Raw genomic sequence first — 22,601 nt, 5'->3', positions numbered from 1 at the left:
CATGAAACATTCACAAAAATCCATTGAGGGCAGGGCAGTACCCGGGTGTCTCAGCAGTGAGCTCGCGATCGTCAGGCATGGCCTGACATCGTCGTGCGTGCCCTGGATGTAGAGAGCCCTCATGGTCGTTCGTTCCGTCGCTTCGTGCCTGTCGTATTCCCGCAAGTCTCTTGATCGCAGCAAGCTCCTTGTCGGCGTGAGTGTCATGGCATTGCTCGGCTCCTTCGGGGTGGCAGAGGCAAAGAGTCTTGGGAATGCTGCGGCAACGACGAACCCGGCGACGATCGCAGCGACGGCCGCGGCGTTGAGTGCGCAGCAGTCGTCGGCAACCGCAAGACAGGCGCTGGAGTCGATGTCGCGTGCGGCGCGCGCGCTCGAGAGTATGAGATCGTTACAAGGCGCAGCCCGCGGCTCGGCACTCGCGACTCAGAACAATCTCGTTCCCAATGGCCTGACATCCGGCGGGTTGGTTGTCGCGCCGGGGGGCGGGACGACGCCGGGTGTCTGGACCGGCGCCAATCTGCCGACCGAAAGCAAGAACGACGGCCGGACCCAGGTTGAAATCAAGCAGACCGAACAGAAGGCTATCCTCAACTGGTCGAGCTTCAATGTCGGCCGCGAGACCGACCTGTACTTCAATCAAAAGGCGGGCGGCGCCGACGCCTCCAACTGGATCGCGCTCAATCGCATCACCGACCCGAGTCTTGCCCCCAGCCGGATCCTCGGCACCATCAAGGCCGACGGACAGGTCTATGTCATCAACAAGAACGGCATCATCTTCGGCGGCGCCAGCCAGGTCAACGTCAACACGTTCGTTGCGTCGTCGCTGAGCCTGTCGGACGAGCAATTCCGTGCCGGTATCAACAAGCAACTCCTGATCTTCGACGATCCGTCGGGTGGCAGCATCGCCAAGCCGCAGTTCGGCTATAACGGCCAGGAAAACCCGAACCGGTATATCGGCCTGAATGACCCGGGTCAGGTCGCGGGCGTCGCGCCCGGCGACGTGCCGGGCGATGTGCGAATCGAGGCGGGCGCGCAACTGACCATGGCCTCCGGCGGCAAGGCGCTGGTGTTTGCGCCGCATGTCGTCAACAGCGGCCGCATCTCCGCGGTCGACGGTCAGGTGATCATGGGGGCCGGCGAGCAGGTTTATTTGGCGACCGATACTTCCGGCATTCGCGGCCTGGATGTCGCCGTGTCGGCGCCGATGCGCTGGGTGTTCACCTATTTCCAGGTGGAACGCTGGGCCAGTTCGACCCCGGGCAATTTCGGTGCCTTTCAGGACGGCCTGAATGCAATCGTATTCCCCGAAATGGCTGCGCGTGCAGCGACGGTCGGCTACAGCGTCGTCAATGACGGCTTGGTGAAAGCCGATCACGGCAATATCACGTTGATCTCGCGTGCCGTCACCCAGAACGGTGCACTCGAGGCCTCGACCGCGCTGAACAATCGCGACGGCTCGATCCGGCTGCGCGCGTGGGAGAACGGCATGGCCTCCTATGGCGGCGATATACAGCCGGGTTCGCTGCGCTACTGGACGGCAGGTTCGCTGACGCTCGGCTCGGGCAGCGTTACTACGGCGATGCCCGACCTGACGGATACCAGCGAGATCGAACAGACGTCGCTGGCGACACGCTACAATCCCGGCCGCATTGAAATGCGCGGGAAGCTGATCGACATCGAAGCCCAGGCCAGTGTCATCGTGCCGACGGGCACCATCAGCATCGTCGCCAGCACATCGACGCTTTCCGGCGAGACGCCGATCGTCGGCGAGCCGGCCAAGCGCGACGGCAGCCGCGTCTATATCGGCGAAGACGCCTTTCTGAGCGTCGGCGGCTTGCAAGACATGTTGCTGACAATGGAGAGCAATACTGTCACCGGCGAGTTTCGTCTGAACGAATTGCGCGATTCGCCGCTGTACCGGGATTCCTGGCTGCGCGGCAAAACCGTTAGCGTCGACAAGCGCGTTGCTGGTCTATTCACCGATGCTCCGATGTCCGACGTGCAATGGATCTCCGGATCGCCGGGCGCCTGGGTGGGTACGCCGCTCGGCGACTTCTCGGGCTGGATCGGAGTCGGAAAAACTACGTTGGGAGAGTTGTCTGCCAATGCGGCGAAAGCGTCGATTGCAATCAAGTCGAGTGGGTCGATCATCACGCGGCAAGGTTCGCTGCTCGACGTCTCCGGTGGTTCTGTGCGCTACCAGGACGGTTGGATCACCACCACAAAGCTGCGTGGCGCCGATGGTCGCATTTACGATATCGGCCAGGCGATGCCGAACCAGCTCTATGTCGGTTTCGCCGGCTCGTTCTCGCGAACGCACAACGTTCAGGGAAACATCGATCCGCGGCTGACCGAGACCTGGACGACCGCCCTTGACCGCAACGTGACGCGGCGGTTCGAGCGCGGCTATACCGAAGGCCGAGCGGCAGGCTCGATCAAGTTTTTTGCCGCCGAAGCTATGGTGCTCGAGGGCGGCTACTGGGGCGGTACGATTGCGGGAGAGCGTCAGGCGGCGTCGGGCAAGCTTGCGACCGCAGGATCGTTCACCATCGGTGGCGGCAGCGACGAACACCGCCAGTGGCTGATCGGCGATCTGATCATCGTCGACAAGCCGAAACTGCTGCCGACCAGCTTCACCTCCAGGAGCGCCCTCGACCCTATCTGGTATGTCGAACTTCCGGCCAACGATCCGTCTGTACGTCAGAAAACTACTTATCTTGACTCCGACATTCTTGCCGACGCAGGCATGTCCAATCTCACTTTCTATGTCTCGACCGGCTTTAGACTGGCGAAGGACGAGAAGCTCGAGCTGGCGCCAGCCACTAATTTCAGCGTCTTTGCCAATGTCAGTGCGCTCAATCCAGCCAGTTTCGAGATCGACGGCAGCATCCGCATCGCGGGCGGCTCCGTCTGGTTGGGAGGTACAGAAAAGGCCACTTACGGCTCCACGGCCAGGATCGATGTCAGCGGCGTGTGGTTCAACGGGCCGCATGGTGAACTGCCACCCGTCATCAAGGGCGGCGCCATCACGGTCGATGGCGATTTCAAGCCGGGCGTCACGCTCGATGTGTCCGGCGGTGGCTCGTACGACACCGTGGGCAACAAGCGAAAGCTGAAGCTCGGCGACGCGGGCGCGCTGACGATCTCGCCGACGACGACCGCGCAATTGGCGGCCCTCGACCTGCGCGGCTATTCCGCCGCCTCGGGCGGCACCATCACCGTCGTGTCCACCGGATCGATACGGATCGGCGGAGAAATGCCGACCAATCCGGCCATCGGCTGGCTGCCAAATTCGTTGTTCGGCGAGCGCGGTTTCCGTGGATTTGCGCTGACGACGACAGGTGACGTCATCGTAGCAGACGGCACGATGATCTCGCAGACTCCGCTGAGCGTTGATCTGCGCGGTGTCAATCTGGCCGGTATCGCGTCCGGTGCCCGGATCGGCGACATCGCTCCGTTGACGGTTCTGCCGCTGGAACAGCGAGTGAATTTCAAGTCAACGACGTTGAGCCTCACCGGCGCCAATGTCTCGATCGGTGCCGGCGCAGTCCTGAAGACCGACGTGCTCGGCGCGATCACTCTGGTCGCCACGGGCGATCCAGGTACGTCAACGATACCCGTGTCGGGCAATCTGACCGTTCGCGGCACGCTCGAAGCGCCGGCCGGCACGATCTCGCTCAGCGCCAATGGTGAATTGAAACTCGCTGCAAATGCGCAGCTTCTCGCGCGCGGCCTTGCGGTGGGCGAGACCGACACCCGTGGTGTGCGCTCGGGAACCGTTCTGGCCGGTGGTGCCGTGAGCCTCGACAAGGCTGTGAAGATGACGCTCGAAAGCGGGTCGCTCATAGATGTCTCCGGCGCGAGTGGGACGTTCGATATCGACCGTGGACGCAATGGCGCCGAGGCTTACACGCTGGCGAGCAATGGCGGCAGCATTTCTCTGAAATTCAGCGGTGAAGCGAGAGACATTGTCGATGCCACCTTGCTCGCGCAGGCCGGTGGCGCCGGGGCGAGCGGCGGCCATCTGAATATCAGCGTCGCGTCGGTCTCCAAAGACGACAACTTCTATTCGCTGCCCTACACGCTGTACTATCGCGATCGCCGGGACGGTGTGATCAAGGCCCTCGATCTCAATCTGGGCTATTATCTCGATCTGGACATCTATCATGAGTACAGTGCAGGCGGAGATCTTGCGTTTGAATTTTACAATGTCCTTTCGAAAATCGAGAGATTGATCGGCCTGAGCCGCACCGGCGGCCTCGCATTGGTAAATCTCAAATCCGATACCACTCCCTCGTCTGTGAACCAGCCGCTGGAATTGCTCTCGCCGGACTTGATCGATCAGCTCGATCTGCTCAGGAAACATTTCTACGTCGATCCCGCCGCCACGATTCCACTGTCTCGGGAGTTGCCCAATCTTTCCGTGAAGATGACCAAGATGTCCGCCGATGCCGTCAATGGCGGCGGCTTCGGGACGCTCACCACCAATTCTTCGGTGTTCATGGTCGGGCCGGGCGTCGATCTCACGGTCGGAAAATCCATCTCGATCGGAAGCCCGATCGTCAGCGGTGGTGCCGGTGCTGCGAGCATCACCGCGCCTTACATCAAAATGCTGTCCGGCAACGGCGCCGCGGGTGTAGCGGGCAGTGGCAAGCTCACCCTGACGGCGGACATGATCGACGTCACCCGCGCGACATTTTCCGGCTTTGCCGAGACGACGCTGGTAACCGGCGATCTACGTCTTGGCGCGTTCATCGCCGACGCCGACATCAACGCGGATCGCAGCTCCTATCTGACTGCAGACGGCAAGCTGACGCTCAAAGCTGCCCAGGTCTATCCCGCGACGGGCATCGTCGCATCGATCAAGGCGGGCCCGGAACTCGATATTCTGGGCAATGGCGATAGTGGCTTGCCGCTGTCCGCTGCCGGTACCTTGAAGCTTCTGGCTCCTGTCATCGTGCAGGGCGGTGTGGTGCGCGCACCATTTGGCAGCATCACGATGACGGCAACCGACAGTCTCACGCTCGGCGCCGGCAGCATCACGTCGGTCTCGGGCGACGGCTTGATCGTGCCATACGGCACGCTGGGCAATAATGAATTCTGGAACGGTCCGGCCGTAACGCAGTCTCTGACGGCGGAGACGCCTCCGCTGAGCCGGCTGCCGGAGAAAAACATCGTTCTGCAAGGCCCGAAAGTGGTGCTTGCTGCGGGATCGGTGGTCGATATTCGTGGTGGTGGCGATCTCTATGCATGGGAGCATGTACCGGGTCCCGGCGGTTCGCACGATGTGCTTGCCCAGTCGGGTATGTACGCCGTCATGCCGGGGCAGAATGTCTCGGCAGCATCACAGCAGAAGGTCTGGCTGGCGGGCGGCAACGGGCTTGCCGCCGGCTGGTACGCGCTGCTTCCGGCGCGCTACGCATTGCTGCCCGGTGCCTTCGCCGTGTCGATGGTCAAAGGATCCGCAAACGCTCGCACGCCGAATACGATGGCGATGCCGGATGGCGCGACAACCATGGCCGGTCGTCTGGCCGACAGCTATGGCGGCGGCTTCGACCAGCTCTGGTCGTCGTGGCGGGTGATGTCGGGAACGACGCTGCGCAGCTACAGTGAGTATAACGAGGCCTACGCCAATACATATTTCGCATCGGACGCATTCAAGCTCAGCCAGTATCGCCTCACGGGCGTCGATGTCGTAACGCCGCGCATGCCGGTGGATGGTGGATCGGTGGTTTTCAAGGCCACGTCGACCCTCGTTCTCGACGGTACGCTGCAATCTCAACCCGCAGCAGGCGGACGCGGCGGGCTCGTCGATATTGCCGGCAACAAGATCGCGATCGTCGGTGCAGGGCAGGATCGCTCCGATCTGTCGGGCTACCTGATCATCGATGCCACGTCGCTGAGCAATTTCGGCGCGGGGAGCCTGTTGATTGGCGGCGTGCGCAGCGGTGATCTGCGCGGTCTGCGCATCGATGTCACGGCGACCGACGTTCTGGTTCGCAACGACGCATCCAGCAGCCTCAGCGGACCGGAGATCCTGCTTGCCGCGAGCGGCGAGGTCCGTCTCGCCGAAGGCAGCGTCATCGTGGCTGCGGGCCATTCACCGGGCAGCGGTGTCGATCTCGTGATCGCGCCCCAGCAAGCGGCGGTCTATGGCGATGCTGACGGCAACAATGACTACGATCCAAGCAACGACGTCCTGCTCGTCCCCATGCGCGACTATGGCGCGCTGCTCCGGGTGTCGGTGAGTAACGCCGTGAACGTGTTGCGCCAGAATGTCGACACATCGACGGGCGGCGTCATCACTGTCGGTGCCAACGCGACCATTTCCGGCGGCAATGCTTTGTTGCTGGATGCCACGCGGAACACCGTCGTCGCCGGCAGCGCGCGGCTGTCCGGCGCGGCGATGTCGCTGGCGAGCGGTCGTATCGGATTTGGCGGTGGCAGCAGCGGCCTCGTGCTTGATGCCACGTCGCTGGCACAGCTCGCCAACACCCAGGCGCTGACATTGCGCAGCTACAGCACGATGGACTTCTACACGTCCCTCAATCTGGTCAGCGCCGGTCTCGACAAGGTCGTGTTCGATGCCGCCGGTTTTGTCGGTTACGGTACGGGCACGATCAGCGTCGCCGGCAAGACCATCGCCTTGCAGAACAGCGGCGGCAGTTTCGGCAATCCCGGTATGGTCGGCACGGTCCAGTTGGCGCTGAATGCCGATGAAATCGTGCTGGGCAGCGGCGCCAAGGCGCTGCGCGGCTTCGATACCGTCACGTTGACTGCAAACCGTCAGATCACCGGCGAGGGCAGTGGTTCGATCGATGCGGGGACCGCGGCGGTCACGCTGGCGAGCCCGGTGGTGACCGGGCGCGGCGGCGCGTCGCAATCGCTGACGGCGCAGAATACGATCCGCGTTCTCGGGGGCGGCGATACGCCTCTGGACAATCCGGAAGCCAGCCTCGGTTCACGTTTTAATTTCACCGGCACCCGTGTCGAACTCGGCGGGCGGATCGTGGTCCTCGGCGGTTCGGTCAATCTCGCGGCGACGGCCGGCGATGTGGTGATCGACCAGACCGGCGCGATCGATGTCGGTGGCTTCAGGAAGCAGTTCTTCGATGTCGCGCAATATGCCGATGCAGGCAGTATCGGTTTGACGGCGGCGGGGTCGGTCGTCGTGGCGCCGGGCGGGTATCTCAATCTGTCCGCCCATGCGGATGGCGGCGCTGCGGGCAAGCTGTCTCTGGTGGCGTCGAATGGCGGTACCGTCGTGCTCGGCGGACGCATCGAGGCACATGCCGGTGCTGGCCAGACGGGCGGCTCCTTTGCACTGGATATCGCAGCACTTCCGGACTTTGCGGCACAGAGCCAGTTGCTGAACGCCGCCGGTTTCTCGGCATCGCGTCAATTCCGCATTCGCTCCGGCAATGTGATGATCGATGGCTTGACGCAGGTCGCGGATTTCACGCTGGTCGCAGACCAGGGCTCCGTGACTTTGGCAGGCACGATCGATGCTCACTCCGGATATGGCGGCAGGATATCGGTCAGTGCCGGCAATGGTCTGACGATGCTGGGCTCGGCGTTGCTGCAGGCCGGCGCGACCGGCGAGTTCGGCAGCGGTCGGGTTATCTTGGAGGCCAGCGACGGCCAGCTCGATATTCGTGGCGGCGTGATCGACGTTGCCGGCGCGGACGGTGGTCGCGTCCGGTTCCGCGCGCAGCAAGCAGCGGGACACGACGAGATCAAGGTCACCAGCCTGCAGGTCGGCATCGTCGGCGCGGGCTCCAGCGTTCTGGAGGGCGTCAGCACCTACACCAACGGGTCGGTCGATGCCGTTCGCGGCGATGCGATCACCGACGCCAATACGTTTGCTGGCCATGCAGCGGCGATTGCGGCGCGGCTCAATGCCGGTCCCGGCATCGCCGTGATGCCCGGCATCGAAATTCGCAGCACCGGCGATCTCGTTGCGGCGACCGACTGGAATCTGGCCGCGGATTTCGCGTCCGCCCGCATGGGCAGTCTCACGCTGCGTGCCGCCGGAAATCTCACCATCCTCGGCAATATCAGCGACGGCTTCTCGTCCGCGACGAGCGCCGGATTGCTGCAAAACACGGCATCGTGGGATCTGCGCCTCGTCTCGGGCACAGACCTGACCTCGGCGAGTGCGCTTACCGTCAAGCCGCTCGCGGCGGGCAGCGGTACGCTGTCCATCGGCAACAGCACGTCCGGCAAGGTTGTCCGCACCGGCACCGGCGACATCGATATCGTTGCCGGCCGCGACCTGCTGCTCGCGCACAACACATCGGCCGTCTACACCGCAGGTCGTGCGGATCCGACCGTCTATGCGGACTTCGTCACGCCGACCGACGCGGCCTATGGCATCGGCGGCGGCAATCTGCGGATCGCGGCGCAGGGCAACGCCACGTCGGTGCTGCCTGCCGATCCCGATGACAATCAGCTTTTCATGGAATGGCTGAAGAAGGTTGGCTCGCTCGATGCGAATTTCGTCTTCGAGACCGACCGGCAAAGCTCGTGGTGGATCGACTACAGCAAGTTCCAGCAAGGCGTCGGCGCTCTCGGCGGCGGCAATGTGGTCGTGAAGACCGGCGGCGACCTCGTCAACATGCTGGTCGCACTGCCGACCAACGGTCGCGTCCGGGGCGGGCGATCGAGCGGCGAAGCGATGCGTCTCGAAATGCGCAATGGTGGCCTGATGCAGGTCGAAGCGGGCGGCACCGTTCGTGCGGGCTACTATTATGTCGGCCGCGGTGAAGGTCTCATCAACGCAGGCGAGTTCGCCAATGGCCGCACGGTCTCCGCGCAATTTGCCCAAGGCAATGTCGTCTACAATATCGCACCTGTGCTTGCGCTGGGCGATGCCGCTATGACGGTGAAAACCGCAGGCGACCTGGTCCTGCAGACCGTGATGGACCCGCTGCTGCTGAATTCCGACACCTATCAGTCGGGCGGCATTGGGCGCTACAACGCTTACATGAGTGGGTACACGGACCGGACCTCTCTCGAACTGGTCTCCGTCGGCGGAAGCGTTTCGCTGACCAACCAGGGGCGCTTCCTTTCCAAGCAGCTCGATGTGTCCGGCGTCACCATTGACAGTGATCAAGACTATTCGGTGATCGGCCTGTTGGCGACAAATCTCTATCCATCGGTCACGCGCATTGCCGCGCTGAACGGATCGGTGACCAATCAGAACCGCATGTTCACCTCGACGGGAGCGAAGCCGGAACTGCGCATCCTGGCCGAGCGGGATGTCGTGCTCGGCGAGATCACCATGTCGCGGGCCAATCCCGAGATGATGCCGACCCCGTTGCGGCCCTTCGGTGGAGGGGGTAACGGCGCGTTGCAACTGCGCGAGCCAAGTTTAACGAGGGATTTTCAATCCCTCGAGGAAAGCGGCTTTGCGGCTCTGTTGCTCAATCAACTGGAGGGTAGATGGGCGCCCAGCACGAGTGCTGTATTGCGCAACTATCTTGCTGGCGTGCGCAATCCGCAGCAGTTAGTTAATGAGAGCGACGCCGAGCCCAGCCGCATTTTCGCGCGGAGCGGCTCGATCGTTGGATCATTGATTGATAGCCCGCAGGGTCCAATCCTCGGAAGGGTCACAACCAACGAACAGACCTGGTTCCGCGCCGGGACGGACATCCGCAACATCAACTACAATCTGCGCAACCTGCATCGCACCGATGTCTCCTTGCTGGAATCCGGCACCGATATCATCGGCGGCGACATCGACATCCAGGGGCCGGGCGCCGTCGCGCTCGCCGCGGGGCGCGACGTCTATGGCACTGCGTTTCAGATCTTCAGTGGCGGCAATTTCGATAAGTATGATGGTAGCACGCCCGAAGCCACGGATCGTGTCCGGGCCGACGCCCTCAGCGAAGTGCAGGGACTTCCCCGGGATGGCGCATCGATCTCGGTCATGGCGGGATTGAAAGGCAAGCAGCCATCCTATGACGCGATGATTGCCGCTTATCTTGACCCGGCCAACGTGTCCGCGATGCCTGACTATCTGAAGACCACCGTCGATGGGAAGGTTCTGCCGATCTATCTGTTCGATCTCGTTGAGATGCGCCGTGGCGAGGAGCACACGGCACGCTCCGGCCTGGTGTCGTTCATGAAGGGCATCACCGGAGAAAACCTGTCGCCGCTCGATGCGTGGTCGCGCTTCAAATCGTCGCCGTCGTTCACGCAGCAGCGTTTCCTGCGCGACGTCTACAGCCAGGAACTCAAGGCTGCCGGCGATAACCAACTCACGCTGGATGCCAATGATCGGCCGATCAATGGCGGTTACCGCCGCGGCTACACAGCGATCGAGACATTGTTTCCGGGCAAGGACTGGAGCGGTGACGTCAAGATCGGCAACGCGACCTTCCGCACCATGGCGGGCGGCAGCATCGAGACGTTGACGCCCGGTGGCGGCTTGCAGGTTGCGGCGCTCGGTGCAGTGGTGCCGGACGGGGCGGGCCTCGTCACCTTTAGAGACGGCGATATTAACATCTTCGCCCGGGATAGCGTGACGGTGAATCGCTCGCGCATCCTGACATTTGGCGGCGGCGACGAAGTGATCTGGTCCACCTTGGGCGATATTGACGCCGGTCGTGGCTCCAAGACCGCGCGCGTTCCCTCGGCGCCAGATGTCATGACCGACACGGACGCTGTGACGAGAGTAACCGAGCGGCCGGACATCTCAGGTAGCGGCATCGGTACCATCATTGGTTTCGGTGGCGTGAAGGAGGGCGATGTAACGCTGATCGCTCCGTTCGGTACGGTGGACGCCGGTGACGCCGGCATTCGCGTCAGCGGCAACTTCACAGTAGCGGCGCTGGTCGTGCTCAACGCCGAGAACATCAAGGTCGGCGGCGAATCCAAGGGCGTCCCGAAGGTCGCCGCCCCGCCGGTCAATCTCACGGTGGAAACCAAGGACAAATCCGCTGCCGACGCCGTCAAGGAAGCGACTCAGACTGGCCCCGGCGATCGACCTTCGGTCATCATCGTCGAAGTTCTGGGCTATGGCGGCGGCTCCAATGAAGACCGTCGTAAGCCCAATGAACAGCGCAGCTACAATATGAACAGTGTCATTCAGCTTGTTGGCAATGGTGCGCTGAACGACACGCAGAAGCAGGCGCTCACCGAGGAGGAGAGGCTGAAACTTGCGGGTCGCTAGCTGCGGCGAGCGGTTTCAGGAGGAATGCTCGTTCTGTCACGGCGAATTCGGGCAGGGCGTCGTTCGCTGGCCGGTGGAGTTCAGGACCGGTCGGTTGTCCGATGTTCGGATCGAGGCACGGATCTGCCAGGACAGAAAGCTCGGACGTTGAACGCTGATTGAAGGGCGAAAGCAGGCATCGATCGTCGGCGCGCGGTCGATGCGCTATTTGCTGCGAACGACGCAACAATCAGTTATCGTCGCCGTCACGATCACCATCGGCCCGAAAGATGTTTGTCGCAAAAAATTCATAAAGCGGCATGCGGGTAACACGTATCGGGAAATCGATGGCGGCGGTCGTCTGATTTCCAAGCGGGCTTGCTGATCGACATGGCTCCCGGATAAGACATGCCGACGGGGTCGATGCACGCGCCTCGTGACACGAGTTCGTAACGATCAGAGCCAATCAAGGTCTGTATGATGCGTATCAGCCAGCAATGGAGCGAACTGGGTCCGGAACAGCGCCTTGGCGCCAGGGCGTCATGGCTGAGGACGTATCGCTGCGGATTTCCGCGCCGATTGATGATTGTCGCCGCTATCGTTGCAGCGCTTGGCGCGATGGTCTCTGCCATGGCGGCGAACGACGACCCGCAGTATCTCGCGCCGCTGCGATTCAGCATTCCAAGCCAGCCGCTGGCGTCGGCGTTGCAGGCCTATAGTACAGCTACGGGAGTCCAACTGCTCTACGAGAGCGGCGTCGCAAACGGCCGCTATTCGACCGGCGTCGAGGGCGACATGACGCGCGATGCGGCTTTGCGGATTCTGCTGTCCGAGACCGACCTGACCATTCATTACACGCGCGTCAATTCGGTTACGCTGGCGCCGGCTTTGAGCAATCCTGACGACCCGCCCGCAGCTCTGTTCAACAAGGCGGATCTCATTCTTGAACCCCTGCGGATCCGCCGTCCCACGGATCGCAATGACGGCTCGCAATTGCAGGCCTATAACGGGATCATCAGGGCGGATATCCAGCAGGCGCTCCGTAAGGACGCCAAAACGCGAAGCGGCAGCTATAGCGCCGGCATCAAATTGTGGATCGATGGACCGCGCACTGTGCAGAAGACCGAGTTGTTCCGTTCGTCAGGCGACCAAGAAAGAGACGATGCCATTTCGCGGCTGCTCGATGGACTTCAGATCAGTCAGGCGCCTCCGGCCAACACACCGCAGCCTGTGACGATTATCATCAATGTTCGGTCGATGTGATGGGATTACCGATCATTTGGAAGGGGATGGATCAGATCAAGGCGGCCGCCCAGGTAGATCCTCAGGGCGAGGCGGTTGCCGGATTCTCCGGGCAGTGGCGCTGGTTCGCTGGCACCATTGTGCTGGTGCCCATATTGCTTGCCGCTGGTGTCTATTGGCTGCATCAGCAGCCTAGCGGCTCGGCACTTCATAGCGGTGAAGCGACAATCCATGTCGAACTCATTCAGACGCCGGGGCCAACTGCGGAGTTCAAGCAGGCATCAGTTCAGACCAGTCCGCCAATCGCGGATTTCCAGACTGTGCCCAGTATCGCAGCGCCATCCCAGCCGTCATATAAAGAAGAGGCTCAGCCGATTGAGCCTGTGCTTCCACCGCGTCCAGCGTCTTCGCCGCAACAGAAGCCGGCAAGCTCCGGCCAGGCGCAGCCCGTTCCAGCCGGAGCAACATTTCGTTTCCAGAAAATGCTGAATGCGCATATCGAGCGCTATCAGCGCTTTCCCAAAGCGGCCAATCGCGATGGACAGCGGGAGCGAGTGCTCGTCGCGTTTTCGATGCGGCGTGACGGCAGTCTGGTCCATGTTGGCGTCAAGGCAAGTTCAGGGCGGCCCGTTCTCGATCAAGAAGCCGTTGAATTGATCCGCCGAGCCCAGCCTTTGCCGCGAATCCCGGCGGACATGCCGGAGTTGCTCACGGTTCTATTCCCGGTCGATTTCTGATGCACGGCCGAACTACGGTCCGGGAGAGTTCGGCTTCGTCGTCACGATGTCTGTAATTAATCTGTCACGGGCTACCGGTAACTAGCATCACGGGTTGTTGAGTTCGCCACTGTGCGTACAAGGGCTGTAAGTGTTGACCGGGTCTAATCGCACAACGTTGCGCTCTGTTCTCGCTGCTGATTACGGCGGCCTTTTCAAGCGTCTGACCCGCCGTCTGGGGTCCGCCGAGCTTGCCGGCGAAGCGTTGCAGGAGACATTCTTGCGCGTCGAACGCGTCTCCGATGCGACTCTGGTACACAGTCCCAATGACTTCCTGTTTCGTATCGCGCTCAACGTCGCAACGGACCGCAGGCGGGTCGAACGCCGCCATTTGAGTCTGGATGCCGTCGATGCCCTGCTCAATATTCCGGACGACACGCCGGATGCATCGACCATTGTCGAGGGCCGTCAGGAGATTGAAGCGCTGGATCGGGCGCTGGCGGAGCTTCCGTCCCGATCGCGGCAGGTTTTTATGGCCGCTGTCGTCAAGAAGATGCCGGATCACGAGATCGCCACGCTTCTTGGGGTGAGCGTGCGTACGGTCGAGATCGATCTCAAAAATGCTTTGAAACATTGCGCCGAACGTTTGGGCCGCACCCTGATCCGGCGTGCCGGGGGACCGCGGCCAAAATCGTGAGCCGATTTGGCCATTCGAGTATTTCGAGCGTGTTTCTATCGATGGCCGTCAGCTAAAGACTCCCCTTTGTTGCATTTTTCTCAGAATGAATTGCGGGATAGCCTTGCCTCAACCGTCTAGATATCTAGAAGGTGTTGCATTGGCTTGCATTCATCAGAATTGTAGATCTGTCCCGCACATGATTTATCTCTTGCGACATATCCAGGCTTTTATTGGCGCAACCGGTAGCCTTGTCGCGTCTGCGAGACGGGTGCCTGTGGCGTGACCGAGCCGATCAATGATCCCGGACTAGTTGATCCTGCCTTGCACGATCGCGCCATGGATTGGGTCCTCTTGTTGAGGTCTGGCCAGGCGACGACGGATGATGCCGAGGCACTGCAGCGATGGCGTCACCAGAGCGACTTGCACGAGCAGGCTTTTGTTCAAGCCGCAAGAATGTTCCGCGATCTTGGTGCCATAGGCGCGCAACTGGAGGGCCGCAACGTGCGGCCAGTCGCTGCGCACATCTCCAGCGGTGCGCGCCAGATGGTCAGCCGGCGCGGCTTCATCGGAGGCGCCATCGCGGCATCCGCAGCCGGCTATATGCTGGTCAACCCACCTTTGGGTATGTGGCCGTCGCTGGTGGAATTGTCGGCCGACTATCGCACCGCCAAAGGCGAGCAGCGCGATGTCCTGCTGGCCGAGAATGTGTCCGCCAAGCTGAATACCCAGACCAGCCTGTCGGTGCGGTCGGAGGGAAACACTCCGCGTGTCGAGTTGATCACCGGCGAGGCCGCGATCACCGCGAAACGGCAGGCATCGGATCCCTTGATCCTCACCGCCGCCAACGGGCAGATTTCATCGGCCTATGCCGAATTTAATGTTCGTTGTATCGACGGTGCGGTTCTTGCGATCTGCATGGACGGGGCCATGACCGTCTCGCAAAATGGCCGCAGCGTTCAGCTTTTGCGCGGCCAGCAGGTTGCCTATTCATCTACAGAAGCGATCGGTGTGCCGACGCTTGTCACTGATGCGGAGCGTGTAACTGCGTGGCGGGAAAAATTGCTGATTTTCCGTGATCAGCCGCTCGCGAGCGTGGTGAGTGAGGTCAACCGCTATCGACCCGGCAAGATCGTTGTGACCAATTCCGATCTCGGCCAGCGACTGGTCAATGGCACCTTCCATACTGACAAGCTTGATGATTTTGTTGCCCAGGTCCGGCAATTGTTCAGCGCCGATGTGCGCTCATTGCCTGGCGGCATCGTTCTGCTGAGCTGATCACACGCCTCAGAGAGCTTATCTCAGAGAGCCTGGCGTTTCGTCTTGAGCGCCGTCAATGATTTCGGGCGTGCTCGCAGGACACTCTGTTTGCCCAATCATTATTGCGGAACAAGTTGCCAGTGATTCGGCTTGCACCGATCCCTTAATTTTCTTTTGCGGGTTGGACCGCTTCCAAACGTCTTCAAGACATAGGGACCTGATCGGAGGCAAGCGGCCTGCGTTCGGTGTGCCCTCTTATGGGCTTGAAACATGCTTCTTGGTTATCGCGATGATGTCGGCACAGCTCGTATCCGATTGAATTTGCTTCGTTGTGTAGCTCCAGCAGCGCTCATGCTGGCAATTGGTAGCTTCTGTGGCGCAACAAGTTCAGCGCAGGCCAAGGCGGCCCAGCAGGGCGCGCAGAAGCAGGCGGATGGCAAGTCTTCCGATGCTGGCCAGTCGGCTGCCGCAAAGCCTGCAGCCGAAGCGAAGCCAGCGCCAAGCGCGCCGCTTCAGCGTTTCGACATCGACGATTTTGCCGTGCAGGGGGCCGATACGCTGCCGCAAATCGAGGTCGAAGAAGCCATCTATCCGTTTCTCGGACCAAACAAATCTGCCGACGACGTCGAGAAGGCGCGTGCCGCGCTCGAGAAGGCCTATCACGACAAGGGCTTCCAGACCGTCAGTGTTTCGGTTCCGCAGCAGAATGCCTTGACAGGCAGGGTCGTCCTGAAGGTCTCGGAGCTGAAGGTCGGTCAGTTGCGTGTGAAAAATTCGCGCTACTTCGATCTCAACAATATCACGGGGCGGGCGCCTTCGCTGAAGCAGGGCACCGTTCCTAACTTCAATGACGTGACGAAGGATATCGTTAGTCTCAACCAGTGGCCCGATCGTCGCGTCACGCCCGCACTGCGGGCTGGCGTGACGCCCGGCACTGTCGATGTCGATCTGAATGTCGAGGACAAGGCGCCTTTGCATGCCAGCATCGAGGTCAATAACCGGCAGTCTCCAAACACTACGGCGACGCGTTTGCTGAGTACGGTGCGCTACGATAACCTGTGGCAGCTCGGTCATTCGTTCAGCTTCAGCTATCAGGTCGCTCCGGAAAATCCCGATCATGCGCAGGTGTTCTCGGGATCGTACATGGCGCGTGTGCCGGATGTCGACTGGCTGACCGTGCTGTTCTATGCCGTGAAGTCGAGCAGCAATGTCGCCAGCATCGGCGGTATGAACGTCGTCGGCCCCGGTGAGATTCTCGGCGGCCGCGCCGTGATCACGCTGCCAGCCCGCGAGAATCTGTTCCACACCATCTCGGCTGGTCTCGATTACAAGCACTTCGATCAGACGGTACAGAGTGCGGCGACCGGGTTCTCGTCACCGGTCACCTACTATCCGTTCGTTGCCAGTTACGGCGCGACATTCCAGTTGGAGAAATCGACCACCCAGCTCAACGCTTCGGTGACCTACAACATGCGGACGCCCAGCAGCGACTGGGTCGCATTCGATAACAAGCGCGCCTACGCATCGGCGAGCTTTGCCCATCTGAATGTCGACGTCGCCCATACTCAGGAATTGCCGGAGGGCTTCCAGCTCTACGGCAAGATGCAGGGGCAGGTTTCGGACGGACCGCTTGTGTCCAGCGAACAGTTCAGCATCGGCGGCCTCGATACCGTGCGCGGCTATCTCGAATCCGAGGTCCTCGGCGACGACGGCATCGTCGGCAATCTCGAACTGCGCACGCCGGATCTCGGTCCGATGCTGCAGAAGGAGATGAAAGACGAGACCGGGCAGGGGACGCCGCGCTTCGTCACATTCAACGAATGGCGTTTCTTCGGCTTCGCCGACGCAGGTCATGTGAGCATCCAGCGTCCGCTGCCCGAACAGCAGTCCAAGTTCGACGTCTGGAGCTACGGCGCGGGAACGCGTTTCAAGGTGTTCGATGGCGTCAACGGCATGGTCGCCTATTCGGTGCCGATGATCAGCCAAACTTATTCGCAGGCCGGGGCTGGCCGCGTCAATTTCCGACTTTGGGGTGAATTCTGATGGCTATGGGGTGTGGGCACATGAACGGCGAACGCCATTCGACATTGCGACGACGCGCAAAGAATGCGGTCGCAGGACTTCTGCTGGGTTTTGCTGCAGCGGTGACACTGTTCCCATCGTCGGCGCAGGCGTGGTGGAATGACGAGTGGCAGCTGCGCAAGAAAATCAATATCGATTCCAGCGCGACGGGAGCGAATATCACCGATCCAATCGGCACTGCGCCAACCCTGGTTCGTTTGCACGTCGGCAACTTCCGCTTCAGTCTTGCGAAAGATGACGGCAGCGATCTGCGCTTCGTGGCGTCGGACGACAAGACTCCGTTGAAGCATCACATCGAGAAGTGGGATTCGCTGCTTGGTGAAGCTCTGGTGTGGGTTGCGCTTCCAAACGTCGCGCCTGGCGCGAAGTCCGAGTTCTGGCTCTATTACGGCAACAAGAAAGCCGTCGCCACCAACGACGCCAAGGGGACCTACGACCCGGATACGGCGCTGGTCTATCACTTCAATGAACGCGGTACGCCGGCGATCGACTCGACGGTCTGGGCCGGCAATGCGCAGAGCGTCGGGCAGCCCGCGGATGGTTCGTTGATCGGGACCGGCTTGCGCCTCGATGGCCGCCTGCCGGTCACGTTGCCCGCATCGTCCTCGCTTGCGATGGCCGACAGTGCGCCGTTCACCTGGTCCGCTTGGATCAAGCCGGCCGCCCTGCAGCCAAACGCTGCGCTGTACAGCCGCCGCGACGCCGCGAATGCAGTCATTATCGGTCTCGACAACGGTGCCCCGTTCGTCGAGGTGAGCAATGCGGCTGGCACCCAGCGCAGTGGCGCTGGCGCGCCGGTCGCAGTCAATTCCTGGCACCACCTGGCCGTAGTCGCCAATGCCGGCACCGTGACGGTGTATCTCGATGGCGTGTCGTATGCGGTTCTGAATGCGACGCTTCCCGCGCTGAACAGCGTTGCCCGCCTCGGTGGCGATGTCGTTGCCGCCGCGCCGGCGGCTGTCGCTCCCGCCGCTGACCCTGCGGCTCCTGCAGCCGACGGGACTGCAGCTCCTGTCGAAGCAGCACCTGCACCGGTCGCCGCGGCTGCGATGGCTGGCTATGTCGGCGATATCGATGAATTGCAGATCTCCAAGGTCGCTCGCCCGGCCGGCTTCATCAAATATGCCGCAGTTACGCAAGGTGGACAGCCCACGAAGCTGATCTCGTTCAGCGCCGACGAGGAGACCGCGAGCTGGCTCTCGGGCTACTTCGCCATCATTCTGAAGTCGGTCACGATCGACGGCTGGGTCGTCATCGGGTTGCTGATCATCATGGCGATTGCGAGCTGGATGGTGACGGTCGATCGCGTCAGCTACCTGAACAAGCAGGCCAAGGCCAACGATCGCTTCATGAAGAGCTTCCGCAAGCTGGCGGCGAATTTGACGGCGCTCGATCGTGGCGAAGCAGACGATGCCTCCGCGGTCCTCGGCAGCAAGCTGAGCGATGACGAAGCCCAGATGGTTCGCGCCTCGTCTCTGTACCGCATCTATCATGTGGGTGCCGAACAGATTAGCCATCGTTTCGGCAACGGCGATGCGATCCGCCTGAGCGGCGCCGCCATCGCGGCGATCCGTGCAGCGCTTGACAGCGCCTATGTCAAGGAAACCCAGCGTCTCAACCGCTTGATGGTCGTCCTGACCATCGCGATCTCCGGCGGCCCCTTCCTCGGCCTGCTCGGCACGGTGGTCGGCGTCATGATCACCTTCGCGGCTATCGCTGAAAGCGGCGACGTCAACGTCAACGCAATCGCACCGGGTATTGCGGCGGCCTTGGTCGCCACCGTGGCTGGTCTGGTCGTCGCTATCCCGGCGCTGTTTGCCTACAACTATCTGGTGACGCGTATCGGCGAATTGACCAGCGACATGCAGGTCTTCATCGACGAATTCGTCACCAAGATGGCTGAGTTCTATTCGTCCGATCTGCCGGCTGAACACCGCCAGGCTGCGGAGTAAGAACGATGCAGGTTCAGAGCAAATCCAAGCCCTATGACGATATCAACATCACGCCGATGTTGGACCTGGCTTACGTGCTGCTCATCATCTTCATCGTGATGACCACAGCGACGGTGCAGGGACAGAAGGTCAATCTGCCGAAAGCGTCTGCGGCGCCAAGTCTGGCGACGCAGACCACCAAGGCGATCACCGTCGCCAATGACGGCAAGATCTTCCTCGACACCATACCCGTCACGCTGCCGGAACTTGAGCAGCGGTTGGTGCAGCAGAAGGCGCTGACGCCGGAGTTTCCGGTGGTTCTGCGCGGTGATGCGCAGACGCAGTACCAGAGCGTGATGGATGTGCTCGATCTACTGGGTCGAATCGGTGTCACACAAGTCGGTCTCGCGACCAAACCTCTCGTGAAGTAACGGGCCGATGCACACCCCCGGGCAAATTCAGGACGATACCAAGAAGGCGTTCAAGACCTTGTGGTCATGGCTGCGCCGGACAGGTGAGGGCGCAGGGGCAGCGGCACCCGCGAGGGGCCCAGCTATCGATGGCGGGACGGCGATCGATACAGGTCCGCGTGAGCCCGGTATCGTCTTGCCATTCCCGATCCGCGGAGAGGCGCTGCTGGTGAAACTCGCAGAATTGCTGCGCCGCCGGATCGCGGAGCTCGATTCACCATCGGACAGCTTGACGTTGCTATTGTCGCACACTCCCTATTTGCGCCTGTCACTCGATGACGATGCGTATATCGAGTTCGATGCTCATACGTCGGAATACGATCTGGTGATTGAAGCGCCGAGTGGCACGCGAATGATCATTCAGACCACGGACTTCGATTCCCTCGTCACCTTCGTACTGCAATATGTGATCGAACGGCTCTCCGACAGCGCGCCTCTCGAGGTCGCGTCATGACGATGGATTCCGAAAACGGCAAGCCATCGGGGCGTGGTAGCGAGCGCAAGTCGCTGTTGCGTTACGGCGGCGCATTCGTGGTCATCGCTGCACTGTTCGGAGGCGCCTGGTTCATGTTGTCCGGCGGCAGCGATACGCCGCCACCGCGCCAGGTGCGCGAAATGACCGTCGTCAACATTGTGCCACCACCTCCGCCGCCACCGCCACCTCCGATGATCGAACAGCCGAAGGTGATTGATCAGCCGAAGATGGTCGAGCAGGAGATGCTCGAAGACAAGCCGGTGGAGAAGCCGACGGACGAGCCGGTCAAGGACGCCAAGAATGAGGAGCCTCCGGGCCCGCTGGCGCTCGACGCCAAGGCGACAGGTCCTGGAGATCTCTTCAATTTGGGCAGCAAGGTTGGAGGCAGCCCGTATGGCGGTCGTGGCGGCGGTGGCAGTCGTTGGGGTTGGTACGCGTCCATGGTGCAGACGCAGATCGAGGCCGCGCTGCGCGCCAACGAGAAGACCAGGAATGCCGCGACGCAGGTGCAGCTGCGAATCTGGGCCGACGGAACCGGCCGCATCAACCGGGTCGAACTGGCATCGTCGACCGGGAGTGCTGAACTCGACGCCACGATCCGTAACGACGTGCTCGGGCGGCTGACGCTGCGCGAGCCACCACCCAATGACATGCCGATGCCGATGGTGACACGCGTCACCATGCGACGACCGAGTTAGGCCCGCGCTTAACGGGCCAATGAGACACGACGAATATTGATCAGTAGGGGACTTGAGACCGATGTTTCACCAGAAATCCGATACCGCCTGGCGCCTGACGCCGCTCGCTGTATCGATGTGCGCACTTGTCTGTAGCGTTCCTGCGCTGGCGCAGGATGCTGGCAACCGCGCCGATGCCAAGCGTCCCACGGTCTCGCGTGTGAAGGCGACGTCGCCGAACGCGACGATCAACCTCGTCAACATGCTGGTCAAGCAGGGTGTGCTGAAGGAAGAGCAGGCCGAGGCACTGATCAAGCAAGCCGACGACGAAGCCTATGTCGCTCGCGAAGCAGCCAAGGGCGCCACGATGCGCGCCGAGGAAGCGGCAAAGACTGCCGGCGCCGCCGCAGCGGCGGCATCTCCGCCCGGCACCAAGCACGTCACCTATGTGCCGGAGGTCGTGAAGCGTCAGCTACGCGAAGAGATAAAGCGCGACGTGATGGCGAAGGCGCAGACGGAGAACTGGGCATCGCCTGGGAAGTATCCTGAATGGGCCCAGCGCATCCGTTTCTACGGCGATCTGCGGGCACGTTACGAGGGCCAATTCTATCCGACCGGAAACGATCAGGGGGGCGCTTACAATTTCAACGCGATCAATACTGGTTCGCCCTACGATATCTCGGACCAGACCAACTCCTCCTACAATGCACCGACTTATAACGCGTCGCAAAACCGGGATCGCGCGCGTCTCCGTATGCGGCTGGGTGCCGACATCGATATCAACGATCAGTTCACGGCTGGAATTCGCCTGGCGAGCGGTGACAGCAATTCGCCGGTTTCGACGAACCAGTCACTTGGAACAACTGGCGGCAATTTTTCTAAATATGCGCTCTGGATCGATCGTGCCTATGCACGTTATGAGCCGTGGAATGAGTTGACGTTTTCGATCGGCCGCTTCGACAATCCGTTCTGGTCGCCGACGGATCTTGCCTGGCACAAGGATCTTGGCTTCGACGGATTTGCTGTGCAGGCGAAGCACGAGGTTGCCGAAGGTATCACGCCGTTCATCGTCGCCGGTGCATTCCCGACCTACAACAGCGATTTGAACGCGGGTATCAATCTCGTAAATGTAAATAGCGGGCAGTACGAGAAGGTCCCGAGCAACGATAAGTGGCTGTTTGGTGCCCAGATTGGCGTTGGAGCAAAGTTTGCGCCGTACTCGGCCTTGCGGTTGAGCGCTGCCTATTATGATTTCACCAACACCCAGGGTCGGCAGTCTTCACTTTGCGTCGTCGTGAGCAGCAGCGACATTTGCGATACGGATATGACCCGACCATCTTTCGCTCAGAAGGGCAATACCTACAGGACGTTGCGTAATATTTTCGTGGATGCCTCGAATATTGACGGTACCCGATATCAGTATTTCGGTCTGGCGAGCCAGTTTCGGCCGGTCGTTGTCAGTGGTCAATTGGACCTCGGTGAGTTCCATCCCGTGCACGTCGTTCTCGATGGCGAGTATGTCAACAACACAGCCTTCGATCGGGCATCGATCGCTGCAGTAGCTCAGAACAACATCGGCCCCAGCGTCGCCGGTGGCCCTCCGGGTGTATATGACGGCGGAAACCAGGGCTGGATGGGCCGTGTGACGGTTGGTCATAAGGAAGTCAAACGACTGTGGGATTGGAATGTTCACGCCGGATACAAGTATCTTGAATCCGACGCGACCGTGGATGCCTTCGTCGATTCCGATTTCGGCCTCGGCGGTACCAACCTCAAGGGCTATTTCATTGGCGGCAATCTCGGTATTTCGGACAATGTCTGGGCGTCGCTGCGCTGGATGAGCGCTAACAACATCGCCGGCTCGCCGTATAGCGTCGATGTGGTTCAGTTCGATCTGAATGCAAGGTTCTGATC

The 22,601-nt window shown here is 61.1% G+C and carries 11 protein-coding genes and 1 pseudogene; all 12 read left to right on the top strand.

Annotated features, from left to right (window positions below; all coding sequences use genetic code 11):
* Positions 1 to 121 precede the first annotated feature (121 nt).
* Complete coding sequence (locus tag CHC01_RS13250) at positions 122 to 11,179, top strand: filamentous hemagglutinin family protein (RefSeq protein WP_089264788.1); 11,058 nt, start codon at positions 122 to 124, stop codon at positions 11,177 to 11,179.
* Between the two features lie 456 nt (positions 11,180 to 11,635).
* Positions 11,636 to 12,421, top strand: coding sequence for an STN domain-containing protein (locus tag CHC01_RS13245; RefSeq protein ID WP_089264787.1), 786 nt, complete (start codon positions 11,636 to 11,638; stop codon positions 12,419 to 12,421).
* Between the two features lie 26 nt (positions 12,422 to 12,447).
* The gene (locus CHC01_RS13240) at positions 12,448 to 13,137 is read left to right on the top strand and encodes an energy transducer TonB (RefSeq protein WP_176454580.1); all 690 of its coding nucleotides are present in this window, start codon (positions 12,448 to 12,450) and stop codon (positions 13,135 to 13,137) included.
* 130 nt (positions 13,138 to 13,267) lie between these two features.
* Entirely contained in the window at positions 13,268 to 13,813 is a 546-nt protein-coding gene (locus CHC01_RS13235; RefSeq protein ID WP_349636616.1) for an RNA polymerase sigma factor, read from the top strand.
* Between the two features lie 318 nt (positions 13,814 to 14,131).
* A pseudogene (locus CHC01_RS33320) lies at positions 14,132 to 14,239 on the top strand (FecR/PupR family sigma factor regulator); the annotation flags it as partial.
* A gap of 195 nt (positions 14,240 to 14,434) precedes the next feature.
* On the top strand, positions 14,435 to 15,070 hold the full coding sequence (locus CHC01_RS13230; protein ID WP_244558402.1) for a FecR family protein: 636 nt from the start codon (positions 14,435 to 14,437) through the stop codon (positions 15,068 to 15,070).
* A gap of 333 nt (positions 15,071 to 15,403) precedes the next feature.
* Positions 15,404 to 17,095 carry a ShlB/FhaC/HecB family hemolysin secretion/activation protein gene (locus CHC01_RS13225; protein WP_244558351.1) on the top strand — a complete coding sequence of 564 codons (1,692 nt, stop codon included), beginning with the start codon at positions 15,404 to 15,406 and terminating at the stop codon, positions 17,093 to 17,095.
* A 20-nt stretch (positions 17,096 to 17,115) separates the two neighbouring features.
* A complete protein-coding gene (locus CHC01_RS13220; protein ID WP_089264782.1) occupies positions 17,116 to 19,086 on the top strand; it encodes a DUF2341 domain-containing protein in 1,971 nt (656 codons plus the stop codon).
* A 5-nt stretch (positions 19,087 to 19,091) separates the two neighbouring features.
* Complete coding sequence (locus CHC01_RS13215) at positions 19,092 to 19,496, top strand: ExbD/TolR family protein (protein WP_089264781.1); 405 nt, start codon at positions 19,092 to 19,094, stop codon at positions 19,494 to 19,496.
* 7 nt (positions 19,497 to 19,503) lie between these two features.
* Entirely contained in the window at positions 19,504 to 19,989 is a 486-nt protein-coding gene (locus tag CHC01_RS13210) for a hypothetical protein (RefSeq protein ID WP_244558350.1), read from the top strand.
* Positions 19,986 to 20,708 carry a TonB C-terminal domain-containing protein gene (locus tag CHC01_RS13205; protein ID WP_089264780.1) on the top strand — a complete coding sequence of 241 codons (723 nt, stop codon included), beginning with the start codon at positions 19,986 to 19,988 and terminating at the stop codon, positions 20,706 to 20,708. Before CHC01_RS13210 ends, CHC01_RS13205 begins: the two co-directional genes overlap by 4 nt.
* 61 nt (positions 20,709 to 20,769) lie before the next feature.
* Positions 20,770 to 22,599, top strand: a complete 1,830-nt coding sequence (locus CHC01_RS13200; protein ID WP_089264779.1) for a putative porin — start codon at positions 20,770 to 20,772, stop codon at positions 22,597 to 22,599.
* The last annotated feature ends 2 nt before the right edge of the window (positions 22,600 to 22,601 follow it).

This window comes from Tardiphaga sp. OK246, from assembly GCF_900188215.1.
GTDB classification, from domain to species: Bacteria; Pseudomonadota; Alphaproteobacteria; order Rhizobiales; family Xanthobacteraceae; genus Tardiphaga; species Tardiphaga robiniae.
Note: the sequence above shows the minus strand (reverse complement) of the source record. Positions and strands in the feature narration are given on the sequence as shown.